20 protein-coding genes are annotated in these 17,242 nt (G+C 75.0%); 9 read left to right on the forward strand and 11 right to left on the reverse strand.

Translation table 11 applies throughout. From position 1 onward, the window contains the following. The first annotated feature begins 31 nt into the window (after positions 1-31). The 7 genes from VKZ81_RS07520 to paaE all read left to right on the forward strand — a co-directional run bounded on the left by VKZ81_RS07520 (position 32) and on the right by paaE (position 5,275). Positions 32-826 (forward strand): enoyl-CoA hydratase/isomerase family protein, encoded by a 795-nt coding sequence (locus VKZ81_RS07520; protein ID WP_324240709.1) that lies wholly within the window; start codon positions 32-34, stop codon positions 824-826. Next, positions 823-1,431, forward strand: a complete 609-nt coding sequence (locus VKZ81_RS07525) for a TetR/AcrR family transcriptional regulator (RefSeq protein ID WP_414709341.1) — start codon at positions 823-825, stop codon at positions 1,429-1,431. The genes VKZ81_RS07520 and VKZ81_RS07525 overlap by 4 nt, the downstream gene beginning before the upstream one ends. Before the next feature lie 80 nt (positions 1,432-1,511). Continuing rightward, on the forward strand, positions 1,512-2,453 hold the full coding sequence (paaA, locus tag VKZ81_RS07530) for a 1,2-phenylacetyl-CoA epoxidase subunit PaaA (RefSeq protein WP_324240711.1): 942 nt from the start codon (positions 1,512-1,514) through the stop codon (positions 2,451-2,453). Continuing rightward, positions 2,450-2,773, forward strand: coding sequence for a 1,2-phenylacetyl-CoA epoxidase subunit PaaB (paaB, locus tag VKZ81_RS07535; RefSeq protein ID WP_324240712.1), 324 nt, complete (start codon positions 2,450-2,452; stop codon positions 2,771-2,773). Before paaA ends, paaB begins: the two co-directional genes overlap by 4 nt. Beyond that, on the forward strand, positions 2,770-3,675 hold the full coding sequence (paaC, locus tag VKZ81_RS07540) for a 1,2-phenylacetyl-CoA epoxidase subunit PaaC (RefSeq protein ID WP_324240713.1): 906 nt from the start codon (positions 2,770-2,772) through the stop codon (positions 3,673-3,675). Before paaB ends, paaC begins: the two co-directional genes overlap by 4 nt. After that, positions 3,669-4,181 carry a 1,2-phenylacetyl-CoA epoxidase subunit PaaD gene (gene paaD, locus VKZ81_RS07545; protein WP_324240714.1) on the forward strand — a complete coding sequence of 171 codons (513 nt, stop codon included), beginning with the start codon at positions 3,669-3,671 and terminating at the stop codon, positions 4,179-4,181. Before paaC ends, paaD begins: the two co-directional genes overlap by 7 nt. A 2-nt stretch (positions 4,182-4,183) precedes the next feature. Further along, entirely contained in the window at positions 4,184-5,275 is a 1,092-nt protein-coding gene (paaE, locus tag VKZ81_RS07550) for a 1,2-phenylacetyl-CoA epoxidase subunit PaaE (RefSeq protein WP_324240715.1), read from the forward strand. A 119-nt stretch (positions 5,276-5,394) separates the two neighbouring features. On the opposite strand, the gene VKZ81_RS07555 is transcribed toward paaE, so the two are convergent. From VKZ81_RS07555 to VKZ81_RS07590, 8 genes are read right to left on the reverse strand one after another with little or no spacing between them, the layout of a single operon-like run. Beyond that, on the reverse strand, positions 5,395-6,468 hold the full coding sequence (locus VKZ81_RS07555) for a serine hydrolase domain-containing protein (RefSeq protein WP_324240716.1): 1,074 nt from the start codon (positions 6,466-6,468) through the stop codon (positions 5,395-5,397). Then, on the reverse strand, positions 6,465-7,415 hold the full coding sequence (locus VKZ81_RS07560; RefSeq protein ID WP_324240717.1) for an ABC transporter ATP-binding protein: 951 nt from the start codon (positions 7,413-7,415) through the stop codon (positions 6,465-6,467). Before VKZ81_RS07560 ends, VKZ81_RS07555 begins: the two co-directional genes overlap by 4 nt. Further along, a complete protein-coding gene (locus VKZ81_RS07565; protein ID WP_324240718.1) occupies positions 7,415-8,374 on the reverse strand; it encodes an ABC transporter ATP-binding protein in 960 nt (319 codons plus the stop codon). The genes VKZ81_RS07560 and VKZ81_RS07565 overlap by 1 nt, the downstream gene beginning before the upstream one ends. Beyond that, positions 8,371-9,522, reverse strand: coding sequence for an anhydro-N-acetylmuramic acid kinase (locus VKZ81_RS07570; RefSeq protein WP_324240719.1), 1,152 nt, complete (start codon positions 9,520-9,522; stop codon positions 8,371-8,373). Before VKZ81_RS07570 ends, VKZ81_RS07565 begins: the two co-directional genes overlap by 4 nt. Beyond that, entirely contained in the window at positions 9,519-10,457 is a 939-nt protein-coding gene (gene murQ, locus VKZ81_RS07575) for an N-acetylmuramic acid 6-phosphate etherase (protein WP_324240720.1), read from the reverse strand. Before murQ ends, VKZ81_RS07570 begins: the two co-directional genes overlap by 4 nt. After that, positions 10,454-11,359 carry an ABC transporter permease gene (locus VKZ81_RS07580; RefSeq protein WP_324240721.1) on the reverse strand — a complete coding sequence of 302 codons (906 nt, stop codon included), beginning with the start codon at positions 11,357-11,359 and terminating at the stop codon, positions 10,454-10,456. The genes murQ and VKZ81_RS07580 overlap by 4 nt, the downstream gene beginning before the upstream one ends. Beyond that, positions 11,356-12,318, reverse strand: coding sequence for an ABC transporter permease (locus tag VKZ81_RS07585; protein WP_324240722.1), 963 nt, complete (start codon positions 12,316-12,318; stop codon positions 11,356-11,358). The genes VKZ81_RS07580 and VKZ81_RS07585 overlap by 4 nt, the downstream gene beginning before the upstream one ends. Then, positions 12,315-13,841 carry an ABC transporter substrate-binding protein gene (locus tag VKZ81_RS07590; protein WP_324240723.1) on the reverse strand — a complete coding sequence of 509 codons (1,527 nt, stop codon included), beginning with the start codon at positions 13,839-13,841 and terminating at the stop codon, positions 12,315-12,317. Before VKZ81_RS07590 ends, VKZ81_RS07585 begins: the two co-directional genes overlap by 4 nt. A gap of 108 nt (positions 13,842-13,949) precedes the next feature. Between VKZ81_RS07590 and VKZ81_RS07595 the strand changes: the two genes are divergently transcribed. Then, the gene (locus VKZ81_RS07595; protein ID WP_324240724.1) at positions 13,950-14,819 is read left to right on the forward strand and encodes a MurR/RpiR family transcriptional regulator; all 870 of its coding nucleotides are present in this window, start codon (positions 13,950-13,952) and stop codon (positions 14,817-14,819) included. Between the two features lie 10 nt (positions 14,820-14,829). Here VKZ81_RS07595 and VKZ81_RS07600 read toward each other — a convergent pair whose 3' ends face one another. After that, entirely contained in the window at positions 14,830-15,474 is a 645-nt protein-coding gene (locus tag VKZ81_RS07600) for a universal stress protein (protein WP_324240725.1), read from the reverse strand. Positions 15,475-15,564: 90 nt separating this feature from the next. Continuing rightward, entirely contained in the window at positions 15,565-16,422 is an 858-nt protein-coding gene (locus VKZ81_RS07605) for a sugar phosphate isomerase/epimerase family protein (RefSeq protein WP_324240726.1), read from the reverse strand. Positions 16,423-16,653: 231 nt separating this feature from the next. Here VKZ81_RS07605 and VKZ81_RS07610 point away from each other — a divergent pair, with 231 nt between their 5' ends. Further along, a complete protein-coding gene (locus tag VKZ81_RS07610; protein ID WP_324240727.1) occupies positions 16,654-16,845 on the forward strand; it encodes a hypothetical protein in 192 nt (63 codons plus the stop codon). 18 nt (positions 16,846-16,863) lie between these two features. On the opposite strand, the gene VKZ81_RS07615 is transcribed toward VKZ81_RS07610, so the two are convergent. After that, the gene (locus tag VKZ81_RS07615) at positions 16,864-17,061 is read right to left on the reverse strand and encodes a hypothetical protein (RefSeq protein ID WP_324240728.1); all 198 of its coding nucleotides are present in this window, start codon (positions 17,059-17,061) and stop codon (positions 16,864-16,866) included. Between the last annotated feature and the right edge of the window lie 181 nt (positions 17,062-17,242).

Here is a 17,242-nt window from a genome sequence, read left to right on the forward strand (position 1 = left end):
CGATCGTTCGGTCGGCCGTTACCCTGGCGCGATGACCGATGATCCTGCCGTCGGACTCGACCGGGACGGGGCCGTCGCGGTGCTCAGGCTGCAGCGGCCCGCGCGCTACAACGCGCTCACCCTCGAGCTGAAGAACGGGCTCCTCGCCCGCCTCGGCGAGCTCGGGCGCGCCGAGGACGTGCGGGCGCTGGTGCTCACCGGCTCGGGGAGGGCGTTCTGCGTGGGGCAGGACCTCGGCGAGCACGCCGAGGCGCTGCAGCGCGACCCCGCCACGGCCTTCGCCACGGTCACCGAGCACTACAACCCGATCGTGCAGGGGCTCGTCAACCTGCCGTTCCCGGTGGTCGCCGCGATCAACGGGGCGTGCGTGGGGGCGGGGCTGGGCTTCGCCCTCGCCTGCGACCTGCGCGTCGCGGCGGCGGGGGCGTCGTTCTCGACCGCGTTCACCGGGATCGGGCTCACGGCCGACTCGGGGCTCTCGGCGAGCCTCGCCCACGCGGTCGGCGTCCCGCGCGCGCTCGAGCTGCTGCTGCTCGGGGAGAGCTTCACCGCCGAGCAGGCGCGCGACTGGGGCCTGGTGCGCGCGGTCGTGCCCGCCGAGGAGGTGCTCCCGACCGCGATGGAGCTGGCGCAGCGGCTCGCGGCCGGCCCCACCCGGGCCTACGCCGAGGTCCGCCGGGCCGTCCGGTTCGGGGCGACCGCGCCGCTTCCCGACGTGCTGGCCGCGGAGGCCGCGGCGCAGGCCCGGCTCGCCACCACGTCCGACCACGCGGGCGCCGTGGCCGCGTTCCTGGAGAAGCGCCGACCCACCTTCGAGGGGCGATGACGACCGTGAGCACGCAGACCGGGGGGCGGGTTCGGCGCCAGAACCACGGGCCGGAGTCGCTGCTCCAGGTGGCGGTGCAGGAGTTCCTCACCCGCGGCTACGACGCCACCTCGATGGAGGACCTGTCGCGCGCCGCCGGGATCACGAAGTCGTCGTTCTACCACCACTTCAGCGGCAAGGAGGCGCTGCTGCGGGCCGCGCTGGAGCGCGCGCTGAACGGCCTGTTCGCGATCCTCGACTCCGAGGGGGCGCGCACCGGCACGCCGGTGGAGCGGCTGCGCCACATCGTGCGCGAGCAGGTGAAGGTCCTCGTGGCCGAGCTGCCGTACGTCACCGTGCTGCTGCGGGTGCGGGGCAACACCGAGTCCGAGCGGTGGGCCCTCGAACGTCGCCGCGAGTACGACGCGCGGGTCGCGGCGCTGGTCCGCGAGGCCGTCGAGGCGGGGGAGCTGCGCGAGGACATCGAGCCCGCGCTCGCCGCGCGGCTGCTGTCGGGCCTGGTGAACTCCGTCGTCGAGTGGGCCCGCCCCGACCGCGACCCGGGCACCCTGCCGGACGCCGTCGCGCGCGCGGTGTTCGAGGGCATCCTCCCGGCCCGCCGGTAGGCGCCGTTACCTGCCTTGTTGCGCGTCCGTGCTCCGTGCGTCACCATGAACCGAACGAACATTCGGTACGGAGGCTGCGCATGGACGAGACTGCCCTGGCGGCGCACTTCGAGGCGACGATCGCCGCCGACCAGCGGATCGAGCCGCGCGACTGGATGCCCGAGGCGTACCGGAAGACGCTGATCCGCCAGATCGCCCAGCACGCGCACTCGGAGATCATCGGGATGCAGCCCGAGGGCAACTGGATCCGGCGGGCCCCCAGCCTGCGGCGCAAGGCGATCCTGCTGGCCAAGGTGCAGGACGAGGCCGGCCACGGCCTGTACCTGTACTCGGCCGCGGAGACGCTCGGCGTCGACCGCGAGGAGCTCACCGAGCTGCTCATCTCCGGCCGGCAGAAGTACTCCTCGATCTTCAACTACCCGACGCTGTCCTACGCGGACGTCGGCGTGATCGGCTGGCTCGTCGACGGGGCGGCGATCTGCAACCAGGTGCCGCTGTGCCGCTGCTCCTACGGCCCGTACGCGCGGGCGATGGTGCGGATCTGCAAGGAGGAGTCGTTCCACCAGCGGCAGGGCTACGAGCTGTTGCTCGCGATGGTGAACGGCACCGAGGAGCAGCGGCGGATGGTGCAGGAGTCGGTGAACCGGTTCTGGTGGCCGTCGCTCATGATGTTCGGCCCGCCGGACGCCGACTCGCCCAACACGCAGCAGTCGATGGCGTGGGGCATCAAGCGGCACACCAACGACGAGCTGCGCCAACGGTTCGTGGACATGACCGTGCCGCAGGCCGAGGCGCTCGGTGTGACGCTGCCCGACCCGAACCTGCGCTGGAACCCCGAGCGCGGCCACTACGACTTCACCGCGCCGGACTGGGCCGAGTTCAAGGCCGTGATCTCCGGCTCCGGGCCGTGCAACGCGCAGCGGCTGGCGCAGCGGCGCCGCGCGCACGAAGAAGGCGCCTGGGTGCGCGAGGCCGCGCGGGCCCACGCCGAGAAGCAGGCGCGACGGGAGGTGGCGGCGTGACCGACGCGGCGGTGAGCGGTGGGCGCCCCGACCGGCCGCGCGGCGGCTGGCCCCTGTGGGAGGTGTTCGTGCGCGGCAAGCGCGGCCTCAACCACGTGCACGTCGGCTCGGTGCACGCACCGGACGCCGAGATGGCGCTGCGCAACGCCCGCGACCTGTACACCCGTCGCAACGAGGGCGTGTCGATCTGGGTCGTGAAGGCCTCCGACATCACCGCGTCGAGCCCGTCGGAGAAGGACCCGTTCTTCGCGCCCGCCGGGGACAAGGTCTACCGGCACCCGACGTTCTACGCGATCCCCGAGGACGTGCCGCACCTGTGAACACCGACCACGACGCCACCAACGCCTACCAGTCCCTCGTCGAGACGCTGGGGCACGACGACCCGCGCTGGGCGTTCGGCACCGGGGTGGAGGACGTCCAGGCCGAGATCACCTCGCCGGTGCCCGACGGCGTCGACCCGGCCGACCTCGCCGCCTACTGCCTCATGCTCGGCGACGACGCCCTGATCTGCAGCCACCGGCTCACCGAGTGGGTGACCAACGCACCCGAGCTGGAGGAGGAGGTCGCGCTCGCCAACATCGCCCTCGACCTGCTCGGCCAGGCCAGGGTGCTGCTCGCCAGGGCGGGCCACGTCGAGGGGGAGGGCCGCGACGAGGACGCGCTCGCCTACCTGCGCACCGAGCCCGAGTTCCGCAACATCGCGCTCGCCGAGGTGCCCGACGACCGCGACTTCGGCCGGGCGATCGCCCGGCTGCTGGTGTTCTCGACGTGGCGGCTCGCGCTGCTGCAGCGGCTGCACGGGTCCCGCGACCCGGTCGTGGCCGCGGTCGCCGGGAAGGGCGTCAAGGAGGTGGCCTACCACCGCGACCACGCCGCCCAGTGGACCCTGCGCCTCGGCGACGGCACCGCCGAGTCGCACCGGCGGATGCAGGCCGCGCTGGAGGCCGTCTGGCCCTACGTCGAGGAGCTCTACCGCAGCACCGAGATCGAGCGCAGGCTCGCCGCGGCCGGCGTGGCGGTCGACCCGGCCGAGGTGCGCGCGGAGGTCGACGCCGTGCTCGACGAGGTGCTCACCCGCGCCACCCTCACCCGCCCGACCGTGCCGCCCGCGGGCCTGCTGGGCGGGCGCGGCGGCCGGGACGGCACGCACACCGAGTACCTCGGGCACGTGCTCGCCGAGCTGCAGAGCCTGGCCCGCCAGCACCCGGGGGCGAGATGGTGAGCAACACCGCGCTCAGGGACGCCCGCGAGGTCGTCGCCGAGGTCGTCGACCCCGAGCTGCCGATGCTCACCCTCGACGACCTCGGGGTGGTGCGCGGGGTCGAGACCGACGGCGACGCCGTCACCGTCACGATCACGCCCACCTACTCCGGCTGCCCCGCGCTGGAGGCGATGCGCGACGACCTGCGCGCCCGGCTCCGGGCCGCCGGATACCGCAGGGTCGAGGTGCGCACGGTGCTCTCGCCGCCGTGGAGCACGGACTGGATCACCCCGCAGGGGCGGCGCAAGCTCGCCGAGCACGGCATCGCGCCGCCGGACCGGGTGGGGCCGCGCCGCGCGGGCCCGGTGCCGCTGGCGCTCGCGCCGCCGCCCACCTCCGTGGTGCGCTGCCCGCGCTGCGGCTCGCCCGCCACCGAGGAGGTCTCCCGGTTCGGGCCCACCTCGTGCACGGCGCTGCGGCGCTGCACCGCCTGCCGGGAGCCCTTCGAGCACATGAAGGAGCTGTAGCGATGGCGGCACCGCAGACCGAGATCCCCGTAGCGCGCACCGCCGGCTTCCACCCGCTGCGCGTGGCCGACGTCGAGCGGCTGTGCGACGACGCCGTGGCCGTGACCTTCGACGTCCCGCCGCACCTGCAGGAGGTCTTCGCGTTCCGGCCGGGGCAGTACCTCACCCTGCGCCGGTACCGCGACGGGCAGGAGGAGCGGCGCTCCTACTCGATCTGCGCCCCCGCCGGGGCGCTGCCGAAGGTCGGCGTGCGGCGGGTCGACGGCGGGCTGTTCTCCGAGTGGCTGGTCGACCGGGTCGCGCCCGGCGACGCGATCGAGGTGGCCCCGCCCGCCGGCTCGTTCACCCCCGAGCTCGCGCCCGGCGTGCACCACGGCCTGATCGCGGCCGGCTCCGGGATCACGCCCGTGCTGTCGATCGCCGCGTCGGTGCTGGCGGCGCACCCCGACACCCGGGTCACGCTGATCTACGGCAACCGGCGCACCGACACGGTGATGTTCACCGAGGAGCTCGCCGACCTGAAGAACCTCCACGGCCCCCGGCTGCACCTGCTGCACGTGCTGTCGCGGGAGCCGATGGAGGCCGAGATCTTCACCGGGCGGCTCGACGCGGCGAAGCTGCGCCTGCTCCTGGGCTCCCTCGTCGACGTGTCCGACGTGGACGAGTGGTGGCTGTGCGGCCCGCTCGGCATGACCGAGGCGGCGGTCGAGGTGCTCACCGAACTCGGCGTGGAGCGGCGGCGCGTGCACCGCGAACTGTTCTACGTCGACGAGCCGCCCCCCGAGCTGCACCGCCCCGACCCGGAGATCGAGGGCGCCACCAGCGAGGTCACCGTCGTGCTCAACGGGCGGTCGACCACCATGACGCTCCCGCGCGCCGAGACCGTGCTCGACGCCGCGCAGCGGGTGCGCGCCGACCTGCCGTTCGCCTGCAAGGGCGGGGTCTGCGGCACGTGCCGGGCGAAGGTCATCGAGGGAGCGGTGACCATGCGGCGCAACTTCGCGCTGGAGGACGAGGAGGTCGAGGCGGGCTTCGTGCTCACCTGCCAGTCCCGCCCCGAGACCGACGCGGTCACGGTCGACTTCGACAGCTAGCCACCTGGAGCGCCGCCCGGCGGCCGCTGCGCTCCCCGGGATTTCAGGAATGTGGCTTTCCTGAAGCCCAGGTTCATGAATGTGGCTTTCCTGAACCCGCGGTTCTCCGGTGGCCTAGCCTAGCGGGCCGCTTCCCGGTGCAGCAGCCGGTGCGCGGCCTGCAGGGCGGGCAGCCACATCTGTTCGTTCGGCGTCGGCTCGCCGCGCACCTGCAGCCGGTTGGTGGCGAGCACGACGCTCGCCCCGTGCTCCGGCAGGACGGCGAGCGTGGTCCCGGTGTAGCCGGGGTGTCCGTAGGCGGTGGCGGTGCAGCCGGCCACGGTGGTGGTCCACGAGCGGAAGCCGCGCGACTGGCCCGCGTCCGGTCCGGGCGCGAGGTACCCGCGCACGGCCGGCCACGGCCCCTCGCCGCGGGCCGACGCGCACAGCGCCTCGCCGAGCCGCAGCAGGTCCCCCACGGTCGAGAACAGCCCGGCGTGCCCGGACACGCCGGCGAACGTGTGGAAGGCGTTGCCGTCGGCCACCTCGCCGACGATCACGTGGTCGCGCCACCCGGTGAAGTCGGCGGGGGAGCGGGGCACCGGGTAGGGCTCGCCGGTGGCGAGCATCCGCTGCTCGATGGCGTCCCCCCACCCGCTCGCGGCGACCTCCGGCCCGACCGGGGCGCCGTAGGCGGTCCGGGTCAACCCGGCCGGGGCGAGCACCAGCTCGGCCATCGCGGTGGGCAGCGCGGCCCCCGCGGCGGCCTCGACCACCTGCCCGAGCAGCATGAACCCGAGGTCGGAGTAGTGGCGCCCGTGGCCGGCCGGGTAGCGCGGCGGCAGCGTGCGGGCGAGCCGGGCGCCCTCCTCGGGGCCCGCCGCGTCGCAGTAGGTCGGCCACCACTCCCACAGGCCGGCGCGGTGCAGCAGCAGGTCGTCCACCGTGACCGGGGGAGCGTCGGGGAGGTGGCGGCGCAGCGGGTCCGCCGGGTCGACGCCGAGCGCGGCGAGCGCCGTGGTGGTGAACAGCTTGGTGACCGACGCGAGGTCGTGGGCGGTCGCAGCGGTCATCGGCAGCGGCACGTCGACCCCGAGCACCTGCCGGTGCCCGGCGACGGCGAGCGCGTCCACCCCTGGCGCGCGCACGGCGAGGCACGCCCCCGGCGCGGCGCCCCGCGCCACGAGCGCGTCGACGACGCCCCGCAGCGTCACCGAACGGCCTCGGAGCGGGCGGCGACGTGGCAGGCCGCGCGGCGGCCGGTGCGGATCTCCGCCAGCGGGGGCAGCTCGGCGCGGCAGACGTCCTCCGCGACCGGGCAGCGCGGGTGGAACGGGCAGCCCGCGGGCGGGCGGACCGGGTCGGGCACCTCACCCACCACGGTCGGGGTGAGCGGCTGCGCGACCGTCGGGTCGGGCACCGGCACCGCGGCGCGCAGCCCCGCCGTGTAGGGGTGCAGCGGGTCGGTGAGGACCTCGCGCCAGCCGCCCTCCTCGACGACCCGCCCGAAGTACATGACGGCGACGCGGTCGCTGATCTGGCGGACCATCGCCATGTCGTGGCTGATGAACACCTGCGCCAGGCCCAGCTCGTCGCGCAGGTGGGCGAGCAGGTTCATCACCTCGGCCCGCACCGACACGTCCAGCGCCGACACCGGCTCGTCGAGCAGCAGCACCCGCGGCTCGGGCGCGAGCGCCCGCGCGATGCCGACGCGCTGGCGCTGCCCGCCCGACATCTCGTGCGGCAGGCGCCGGGCGAACTCGGCGGGGAGCCCGACGAGGTCCAGCAGCTCCTCGACCCGCCCCGGGCGGCGCAGGCCGTGCACGGCGAGCACCTCGTCGAGGGCGGCGCCGACCGACTGGCGCGGGTCGAGGGAGGAGAACGGGTCCTGGAACACCATCTGGATGTGGCGGCGGTGCGCCCGCAGCGCCCGGCCGCGCAGGGCGGTGAGGTCCACGCCGTCGAGCAGCACCCGCCCGCTCGTCGGGTCCTCCAGCCGCACCAGCACCCGGGCCAGCGTCGACTTGCCGCAGCCGGACTCGCCGACGATGCCGAGCGTCTCGCCGGGCGCGAGCGTGAACGACACGCCGTTGAGCGCGTGCACCACCGCGTCGGTGCCGCGGACCGGGTACCGCTTGACGAGGTCGACGGCTTCGAGCATCAGGTCCACTCCTCGGCCGGGACCCAGCACGCCGCCCGGCCCGCGCCCCGTTCCTGCAGCGGCGGCCGCTGCGCGCACACGTCGCGGGCCTGCAGGCAGCGCGGGCGGAACGGGCAGCCCTCGACGCGTTCGGTCGGCAGCGGTGGCCGCCCGGGGATCTGCGCGAGCGGCGGTCGGGCGTCGTCGGCGGGGTTGGGCAGCGACGCGAGCAGCCGGGCGGTGTAGGGGTGCTGCGGCGCGGCGAAGATCTGCCGCACCGGCGCGTCCTCGACGACGTGCCCGCCGTACATCACGACCACACGCTCGACGAGGCGGGCCACGACGCCCAGGTCGTGGGTCACCCAGATCGTGGTCATCCCCAGCTCGCGCTGCAGCTCGGCGACGAGCCCGAGGATCTGCTGCTGGATCGTGACGTCGAGGGCGGTGGTCGGCTCGTCGGCGATCAGCAGGGTCGGGCGCAGCGCGAGCGCCATCGCGATGACCACGCGCTGGCGCATCCCGCCGGAGAACTCGTGCGGGTAGGCGCGCACCGTGCGGCCCGGGTCGGGGATGCCGACGCGGGCGAACAGCTCGAGGGTGCGCTCCCGGGCCTCGCGGGCGTCCACGCCGTGCACCCGCATGACCTCGGCGACCTGGTCGCCCACCCGGATGAGCGGGTGCAGGGAGGTCATGGGGTCCTGGTAGACCATCGCGATCTCGCGCCCGCGCAGCGCGCGCATCTGCGGTTCGGGGAGCGTCGCGAGGTCGCGGCCGCAGAACCGCACGCTGCCGCGGGTGATCCGCAGCGGCTCGCCGAGCAGCCGCATCAACGCGAGCATCGTCACCGACTTGCCCGAGCCGCTCTCGCCGACCACCCCGACGGTCTCGCCGCGGCGCAGCACGAGGTCGACGCCGTGCACGATCTCCAGGTCGCGGGTGCCGACGGCGAGGTCGTGCACCTCCAGCACGGGCGCGCTCACGCGACCCCCTCCGCGACGGAGAGCCGCAGCGCGGACGGCGGCTTGACGGGCGCGGGCAGGGCGAGCGGGCCCGACCCGGGGGTGATCGTGCCGAGGATCCGCGCGCCGCGCGCCCCGGTGCACGACGGCAGCGTCGCGGGTAGCCCGTGCAGCGTCTGCCAGCCGATCAGGGCGAACGCGATCGCCTCCTTGGCGTCGCCGGGGGCGCCCAGCTCGGCCGAGCGCAGGATCCGGACGCCGGGCAGCTCGGCGGCGAGCATCGCCATCAGGGTCGGGTTGGCCGCGCCCCCGCCGGAGACGACGAGGGTGTCGACCCCCGCGCCGCGCACCGCGTCGGCCACCGTGCGCGCGGTGAGGGCGGTGAGCGTCGCGACCAGGTCGGCGGGCTCCATCCCGAGGTGCGGCTCCAGGTAGCCGTCGTGGAACAGCTCCTTGCCGGTCGTCTTGGGCGGCGGCAACCGGTAGTAGGGCTCGGCGAGGAGGTCGGCGAGCAGCCGCTCGTCCACGCGGCCGCGGGCAGCGATCGCGCCGTCGACGTCGTAGCCGGCCGGGTGGGCGCCGGTGCGCACGACGGCGGCGTCGATCAGGGCGTTCGCCGGGCCGGTGTCCCACGCGAGCCCGCGGGAGGGGACGGTGACGTTGGCGATGCCGCCGAGGTTCAGCGCGGCCGGCGTGCCGGGCAGCCCGGCGAGCAGGAGCGTGTCGAGGTGGGAGACGAGCGGGGCGCCCTGCCCGCTCGCGGTGATGTCGCGGATGCGCACGTCGCTCACCACCGGCACGCCGAGGCGCTCGGCGATCCAGGCGGGCTGCCCGATCTGCAGGGTGCCCAGCGCCCGGGTGCCCTCCACCCAGTGGTAGACGGTCTGGCCGTGTGAGCAGGCGGCGTCGACGCCGCCCGGGGACGCGGCGGCCGCGGCCGCGTCGGCGAACGCCTGCCCGATGAGGGTGTCGAGCGCGCACACCTCGGCGAGGGTGGTGGCGGCGGGCGGCAGCGCCGCGCGCAGCCGGGCCCGCAGCGCGGGGTCGTACGGCGTGCTCGAGGCGGCGGTGACGTGGCCGTGCAGCACCCCGTCGGCCAGGTCGAAGTCGACGACGGCGGCGTCGATCCCGTCGTGCGACGTGCCCGAGATCAGCCCGAGGACCTTCACGGCTGCTCCAGCACGTCGCGCAGCCGCCCGCCCGCGGCGGCGAGCCGGGCGGCCGCCTCGTCGGCGTCCAGGCCGCGTTCGATGCGCAGGATCGCGAGCTTCACCCGCATCCCGGAGGCCTCGAGGGCCTCCTCGGCCCGCTCCCGGGAGGCGCCGGTGACGGTGCGGACCATGCGCAGGGCCCGCTCCCGCAGCTTGGCGTTGGTGGCGGCCAGGTCGACCATGAGATTGCCGTAGGTCTTGCCCAGCTGGACCATCGCGATCGTCGAGAACATGTTCAGCACCAGCTTCTGGGCGGTGCCGGCCTTGAGCCGGGTGGAGCCGGCCACCACCTCGGGCCCGACCACCACCTCGACGGGGTGCTCGACGGCGGCCGACAGCGCCGTGCCGGCGTTGCACGACAGCCCGACGGTGAGCGCGCCCCGCCGGCGCGCCTCCTCGACGGCGGCGAGGACGTACGGGGTGCGGCCGCTCGCGGTGATCCCGACGATCGAGTCGGCTGGCCCCACGCCCTCGGCCGCGATCGCGGCCCGCCCGGCGTCCACGTCGTCCTCGACGCCCTCCTGCGCGGTGAACATCGCCGCCTCGCCGCCCGCGATCAGGCCCCGGACCAGCTCGGGCGGCGAGCTGAACGTCGGCGGGCACTCGGAGGCGTCGAGCACGCCGAGCCGCCCGGGCGTGCCCGCGCCGACGTAGAGCAGCCGCCCGCCGTCGCGCATCCGCTGCGTCACCGCCTCGATGGCGGGCACGATCTGCGGCAGCGCGGCCCGGACGGCGAGGGGGACGGTGGCGTCGGCCTCGTTCATGAGCTCGGCGAGCTCGGCGACGCTCGCCCGGTCGATGGTGGCGTAGCGGGGGTCGACGCGCTCGGTCTCGAGCCCGTCGAGCTCCGCAGCACCGCTACCTGCCTGCGAGCCGGCCCGCTCGGGGGTCACCGGCCACCTCCGTTCCGCGGGTCGAGGGCGTCGCGCAGCCCGTCGCCGAGCAGGTTGAGCCCCACCACGAGCGCGACGATCACGGCGCCGGGGGCGGCCATCGTCCACCAGGCGACGTTCACCAGCACCCGGGCCTCCAGCACCATCGCGCCCAGCGACGGGGCGGGCGGCGGGGTGCCGAGCCCGAGGAACGACAGCGACGCCTCGGTGAGCACCGCCCACGACAGCGACAGCGTGACCTGCACGATCACGATCGGGGCGATGCCCGGCAGCACGTGGCGCACCAGCGTGCGCAGCGGGGAGAACCCGAGCACGGTGGTGGCGCGCACGAAGTCGACCTCGCGCAACGTGAGCACCGGGCCGCGGGCGACCCGCACGAAGATCGGTGTGTAGACGATGGCGATGGCGACGGCGACGGTGAGCCAGGTCCGGGTGAACGCCGAGGCGAGCGCGAGCGCGAGCAGCAGCGGCGGGAACGCGAACAGCACGTTCGTGACGCCGAGGACCGTCCGGTCCGACCAGCCGCGGAAGTACGCCCCCGCGACGCCCGCGGCCGTGCCCACCACCGCGGCGATGGCGACCGCGACGACGGCGATCTGCAGCGATGCGGCCGCGCCCGCGGCGGAGCGGGCGAACACGTCGCGGCCGAACTGGTCGGTGCCGAACCAGTGCCGCGCCGACGGGCCGGAGAGCCGTTCCGCGGGGGCCTGGGCGAGCGGGTCGCCCAGGAGGCCGAGCGCGGCGGCGAGCGCGCCGAGCGCGACGACGGCGACGAGCACGGCGCCGGCGGCGCCGGTGCGGCCGGCGAGCGTGCGGCGGACCAGGCCGCGCCGCCCGCCCGCGCCGGCGAGCTCGATCGGGGCGCCGCCCTCGGGCGAGGGGGTGCCGGTGGCGGCGGTCATGCGGCGCGCACCCGCGGGTCGATCACCCGGTACAGCAGGTCGGTGCCGAGGTTGACCAGCACGAACGTCAGCGCGATCACGAGCACGGTGCTCTGCACGACCGCGTACTCCTTCTGTTGGATGCCGAGCAGCACCTGCCTGCCGATGCCGGGCACGGAGAAGATCTGCTCGACGACCACGGCGCCGCCGAGCAGGTAGCCGAACTGCAGGCCGGTCATCGTGACGATCGGGACGAGCGCGCCGGGCAGGACGTGCCGCAGCGCGAGCCGCCGCGGCCCGACGCCCTTGCCGCGGGCGGTGCGCACGTAGTCCTGGGAGCGGACCTCCAGCAGGGCCGACCGGGCGGTGCGCATGATCGGGGCGGCGAGGCCGAACCCCAGCACGAGGGCGGGCATGACGAGCTGCTGCAGGTGCAGCCACGGGTCGGCGGTGAGCGGCGCGAACTGCTCGGCGTTGGGGTTGTAACCGAGGAACCGCGACGAGAGCGCGAGCAGGGCCGAGCCGAGCAGGAACGCGGGCACCGAGAGCCCGGCGAGGCCGACGGCCTGACCGACCGCGTCCCGCGCGGAGTTCGGACGCGACGCCGACAGCATCGCCGCCGCGATGCCGAGGACGAGCCCGATCAGGAGCGAGAGGACGGCGAGCTCGAGCGTGATGGGCAGCGCGGAGGCCGTCATGTCGAGGACCGACTCGCCGGTGCGCTGCGAGGCACCGAGGTTGCCGGTGGCGACGGCGCCGAGCCAGGACAGGAACTGCACCGGCAGCGGCTGGTCCAGGCCGTAGTAGGCCTCGAGCGCGGCGCGCTGGGCCGGGGTGAGGGCGGCGGCCTCGGTGCCGAGGCTCGCCGTGACCTGGTCGCCGGGGATCGCCCGCAGCATGACGAACACCAGCACCGCGACGCCGAGGAGGGTGGCGAGCGCCTCGAGGACGCGCCGGAGCAGCGGGTGCCGAGCGATCATGAGCCGCCGACGGTGGTCTCGCGCAGGAACTTCAGCGAACCGTTGGCCATCGGGGTGAACCCGCTGACCTCGGGGCCGGTGGCGGTGTAGGTGTAGCTCGTGAAGAGCCACACCCAGACGGCGTTGTCCTCGAGGTGGCGCGAGACCTCCTGGTAGATCGCCTTGCGCGCCTCGGGGTCGCTGGTGGCCTTGCCCTGGGCGAACAGGGCGTCGAGCTCGGGGGAGGAGTAGCCCGCGACCTCGTTGAGGTTGCCGGTCGAGGTGAAGTAGCGCCCGTACATGCCGTCCGGGTCGGGGCGGCCGCCGTTGAGCGCCACGGCGGTCTCGAAGTCGGCGGCGACCCAGCGGTCGACGTAGGCGCCGGACTCGAGCACCTCGAGGTTCAGGGTGATGCCCGCCTCGGCGAGCTGGGCCTGGATGTTGGTGGCCTCGTTGACCGAGGTGGCGTACTCGCCCTGCGACACGATCGTCGAGAGCGTGAGGCCGCCCGCGTGCCCCGCGGCGGCGAGGTGGCGCTTGGCCGCGTCGAGGTCGCGCTGCGGGCAGGGCCGCGCCGCCGGGTCGGACCGGTAGGCGGGGGAGGTGATCGGTCCGGTCACCTCCCCCTCGCCCAGCGCGGCCGTGTCCAGGACCTGTTGGCGGTCGATGGCGCACTGGATCGCCAGCCGCACGTCGAGGTTGTCGAGCGGCGCCCGGCGGGCGTTGAGCTGCAGCACGTGGTAGGACAGCTGCGGCGTCTTCGTGACGGTGAGCCCGGACCCCTCCGCGCTCTGCGCGACCAGCGGGTCGTCGAACACCGCGAACGACACGTTGCCGGACTGCATAGCGGCGACGATCGAGGTCTCGTCGGGGATCACCCGGAACTCCAGCGACGGCACCTTCGGCGCCCCACCCCAGAAGTTCGGGTTGGGCTCGAGCACGATCGACTGGTTGGGCGTGCGCTGGGTGAGCGTGAACGGCCCGGTGCCGTTCGGGGTGGCCTGCAGGGCCTCCTCGGTGGCGTCGCTGGGCAGGATCGCGAGGTTCACCGAGGCGAGCGCGGCCAGCAGCCCGGCGTCCGGGCCGGTGAGGGTGAGCACGACGGTGCGGGGGTCGGGCGCCTCCACCGAGGCGACGGACTCCAGGCTCGCCCGCGCGACGGCGCCGGTGGCCTCGTCGCGGATCCGGTCGAGGGAGGCCTTGACGTCGGCGGAGTCGAACGCGCTGCCGTCGGCGAACGTGACGCCCTCGCGCAGGGTGAACGTGACCGTCGTGCCGTCCTCGCTCACCTCCCACGACTCGGCGAGGCCGGGCACCACCTCCAGGTCGGCGTCCAACTCGGTGAGCGTGCCGTAGAGCTGCTCGAGCACGTTCACGGCCTGGAACTGGGTGGCCTTCCAGGGGAAGAGGGTGTCGGGGTCGGAGGTCGCCCCGACCACCAGGCTGCTCGCGGCCGCACCGCCGGACGGTGCCGCACCGCCACCCGAGCACGCGGCCAGCACCACCGCGCACGCCGCCACCACCGCACCCGTCGCACGACGCATGGCCGGTACCGGATCACGGAAGCGGCGCCCAGGTCAAGAGTTTCCGCGAACGTCGATCAGGATGTAACAAGTTTCCGTCACCGGGGATACCGCGTGGATACTGCGGGCGTGAGCGTCCTCGTGCGGATCCGCGCCCTGACCCCGTCGCTGCACCCGGCGCAACGCCGGGTGGCGGAGGCCGTGCTGCGGGACCCGGCGGGCACCGCGGAGCTGCCGATCGGTCGGCTGGCGCAGGAGTGCGCGACGTCGGTGGCCACCGTCATGCGGTTCTGCCGCTCCGCGGGCCTTTCGGGCTACCCGGAGCTGCGGCTCGCGCTCGCCCGCGAGACCGGCCGCGAGTCCGCGGCCGAGGGCCCGGCGCTCTCGGCGGACATCGACCGCGACGACACGCTCTCCGACATCGTCGCCAAGATCGGCTTCAGCGACGCGGCCGCCGTGCAGGACACCACCGCCACCCTCGACCTCGACGCGCTCGCCGCCGCCGTGGACGCCGTCGCGACGGCCCGGCGGATCGACGTCTACGGCATCGGCGCGAGCGGGTTCGTCGGCCAGGACCTGCACCAGAAGCTGCACCGCATCGGCCTGCTCGCATTCGTCTGGCCGGACCCGCACGCCGCCCTCACCTCGGCCGCCCTGCTGGACGACGGGTGCGCCGCGATCGGGATCTCGCACACCGGGTCCACGGTCGACACCGTCGACGCGCTGCGGGTCGCGCGCGGGTCGGGCGCCCGCACGATCGCGATCACCAACTTCGTGCCGTCGCCGATCACCGAGCAGGCCGACCTGGTGCTCGCGACCGCCGCGCGGGAGACCACGTTCCGCTCCGGGGCGATGGCGAGCCGGATCGCCCAGCTCGCGGTGATCGACTGCCTGTTCGTGGCCGTGGCGCAGCGCTCCTACGACCGGACGATGACCGCGCTGGAGCGCACCTACCGCGCGGTGCGGTCCCGCCGGATCGGGGGCGGGGAACCGGCCTGACCGCGCGGGCTCAGGCCGGGCGGGCGGCGAGCAGCACCGGGCAGGGTGCGTGCTGCACGGCGCTGCACCCGACGAGCCCGACGCGGGCCGGGATGCGGTGGCGCGGGCCGCCGAGCACGAGCAGGTCGGCGTCGAGCCCCTCGCCCACGAGCTCGTGCGGGTGCACCCGCAGCAGCCGGGGGACGACGGTGCGCCCCGGCGCCGCCGCGGACAGGTGCGCGACCGCCTCGTCGAGCACCTGGTGGCCGCGGGCGAGCGCGTCGGTGAGCCCGACGCTGCGCTCGCCGAAGGAGAGCGGGACGCAGTGCACGGGCTCGATCACGGTGTCGAGCGCGGCGGCGGCGACGGCGGCCTCGTCCAGGACGCCCGCGTCCGCGGGCAGGTCGCGGACCGCGGCGACCACCCGGCCGGTGCCCGCCCGGCCCGCGCCCGGTGGGCGCATCACCAGCACGCTGCGCCCGGCGAGCGCGGCGATCGTGAGCAGGCGGTCCTCGGGGCTGCCGGGTGCGGGCTCGATGCGCACGGGGCGGCCCGATCGGCGGCAGGCGCGCGCCACCCAGCCCGGGACGTCGGGCTCGTCCGCCATCACGACGAGGGCCTCGGCGGGGCGGTGCGGGGCGGCGGGCGGGGCGAGCGCGGTCGTGCGCTGGCTCATCCAGGTGCTCCCTCTCGACGGCGACTCGCTGGTGGGCGTGTCGCGTTGCGACGGTGCACCTGTCCTGCCCGTTCGGCCAGGGTGCGGGCGCTACTTCACCCGGACGGGGGCACCCTGTGCGGTGAGCTGTCGGACGTAGGCGAGATCGTCGGCGAGCCGCTCCCGGAGGGGGACCGCGGTGGAGAAGTCCTCCAGCGACACCCAGCCCGTGTAGCCGACGCCGGCGAGGGCGTCGAAGAGGCGCTGCAGCGGCGCGGCGCCCGTCCGCAGGGGCGCCCACTCCCAGGTCCACGGCGGGGAGGAGTCCGGCGCCGGCACGAGCTGCGTGTTCTTGACGTGGACGTGGGCGAGGTGCTCGCCGAGGATCTCCAGGCTCCAGGGGTCGAACTCGTAGCCCTCGCGCAGCATGTTGCCCACGTCGTGGATCACGCCGACGGCGCGCGGGTCGATCCCGTCGAGGAAGCGCGCCGCGGCCGACGCGCTGGCGATGATCGTCTGGTGGTGCAGCTCCAGCAGCGCCTGCACGCCGTGCTGCAGCGCCAGGTCGGCCACGGCGCGGAACTCGTCGCGCCTGCGGGCGAACGTCTCGCGGTAGCCCTCCGGCCCGGGCGCGCCGACCTGCACGCGCATCCGCGGCGCCCCCAGCGCGGCCGCCCCGCGCATGAGCCGCTCGACGGCGTCGAGGTCGTCGCAGCGGGCGTACGGGCCGATCGCGGGCACCTCGAGGCCCGCGTCGCGGGTGAGCTCCCGGATCCGGGGCGCGTCCCGGGCGAGGCTCGACGCCTGCAGCGTGCAGCGGTTGCCGCGCCAGAAGTCGGGCGGGTCGTCCGTGGCGGGGTCGTCGGCCACCCGCCACTCGATGCCGTCGAACCCGAGCGCCGCAACTTCGGCGACCGCCTCCTCGGGCGTCCACTCCGGGAGGCTCACGGTGCAGACGGCGATGCGCACGGGCGCGAGTCTCGCACCGGGCCCGCGCGGGGCGAAGCGGCCGAGAGATCGATCACAGGACGGTGGGTGGCGCCGGATGCCGGCCGGATCTCCTCCGGCCGGGTGGCCGAGCGTTCCGACGTCTTGCGGACGACACCCGCGCGAGCGATGATCGTCGGCACCGACCGGATGCACGTGGTCGCGCAGCGTCAGCGTTTCGGGCCGTGGGGCGGCCCGAGGAGGGGAGGCGTGGTGTCGGCCGATCAGGAGTACTCCGGGGACTACGGGTACGACCTCGCGCACGAGGTCCACTCCGCCCTGAACGACATCCCGCGGCCGCGCTCGGCGCCGCGCACCGCCGTCGGGGCGACCGCTGCGCCGTCGTTCGCCCCCGACCTGCACGGCGACCTCGGCTACGACTCGGCGCACGAGGGCGGCAGCTGACCGATCGTCACCTGATCGTCACGCGCTCGGGCGCGCGCGGCCCTCGGCGGCCAGCCGGTAGCGCAGCTGCTGCTCGGTGGCCTCCTCGTACTCGCGTGGCGTGAGGTAGAGCGTGCGCGTGCCGTCGCTCACGCGCACGATGTCGCCCCGCTCGCCCTCCGGCGCGGGCTGTCCGAGCGGGTTCTGCAGCAACCGGGTGACCTCGAGCTCCGTCACCGCCGCCTCGCAGGTGCGGCCTGCCCGCCGGGTGACGATTCGGTGAACAGCACGTTCAGATTCTGCACCGCGCGGGAGAACGACGGGCGCCGGCTGGTACGCCGTACGCTGAAGAGGCCCCTGCGCACCCGCGCGTCACCCGATCCGGCTAACGTCGGTCACGGCCCGCTCGATAGCCGGA

The sequence above is a fragment of the Pseudonocardia sp. genome (assembly GCF_035305885.1).
Taxonomy (GTDB): Bacteria; Actinomycetota; Actinomycetes; order Mycobacteriales; family Pseudonocardiaceae; genus Pseudonocardia.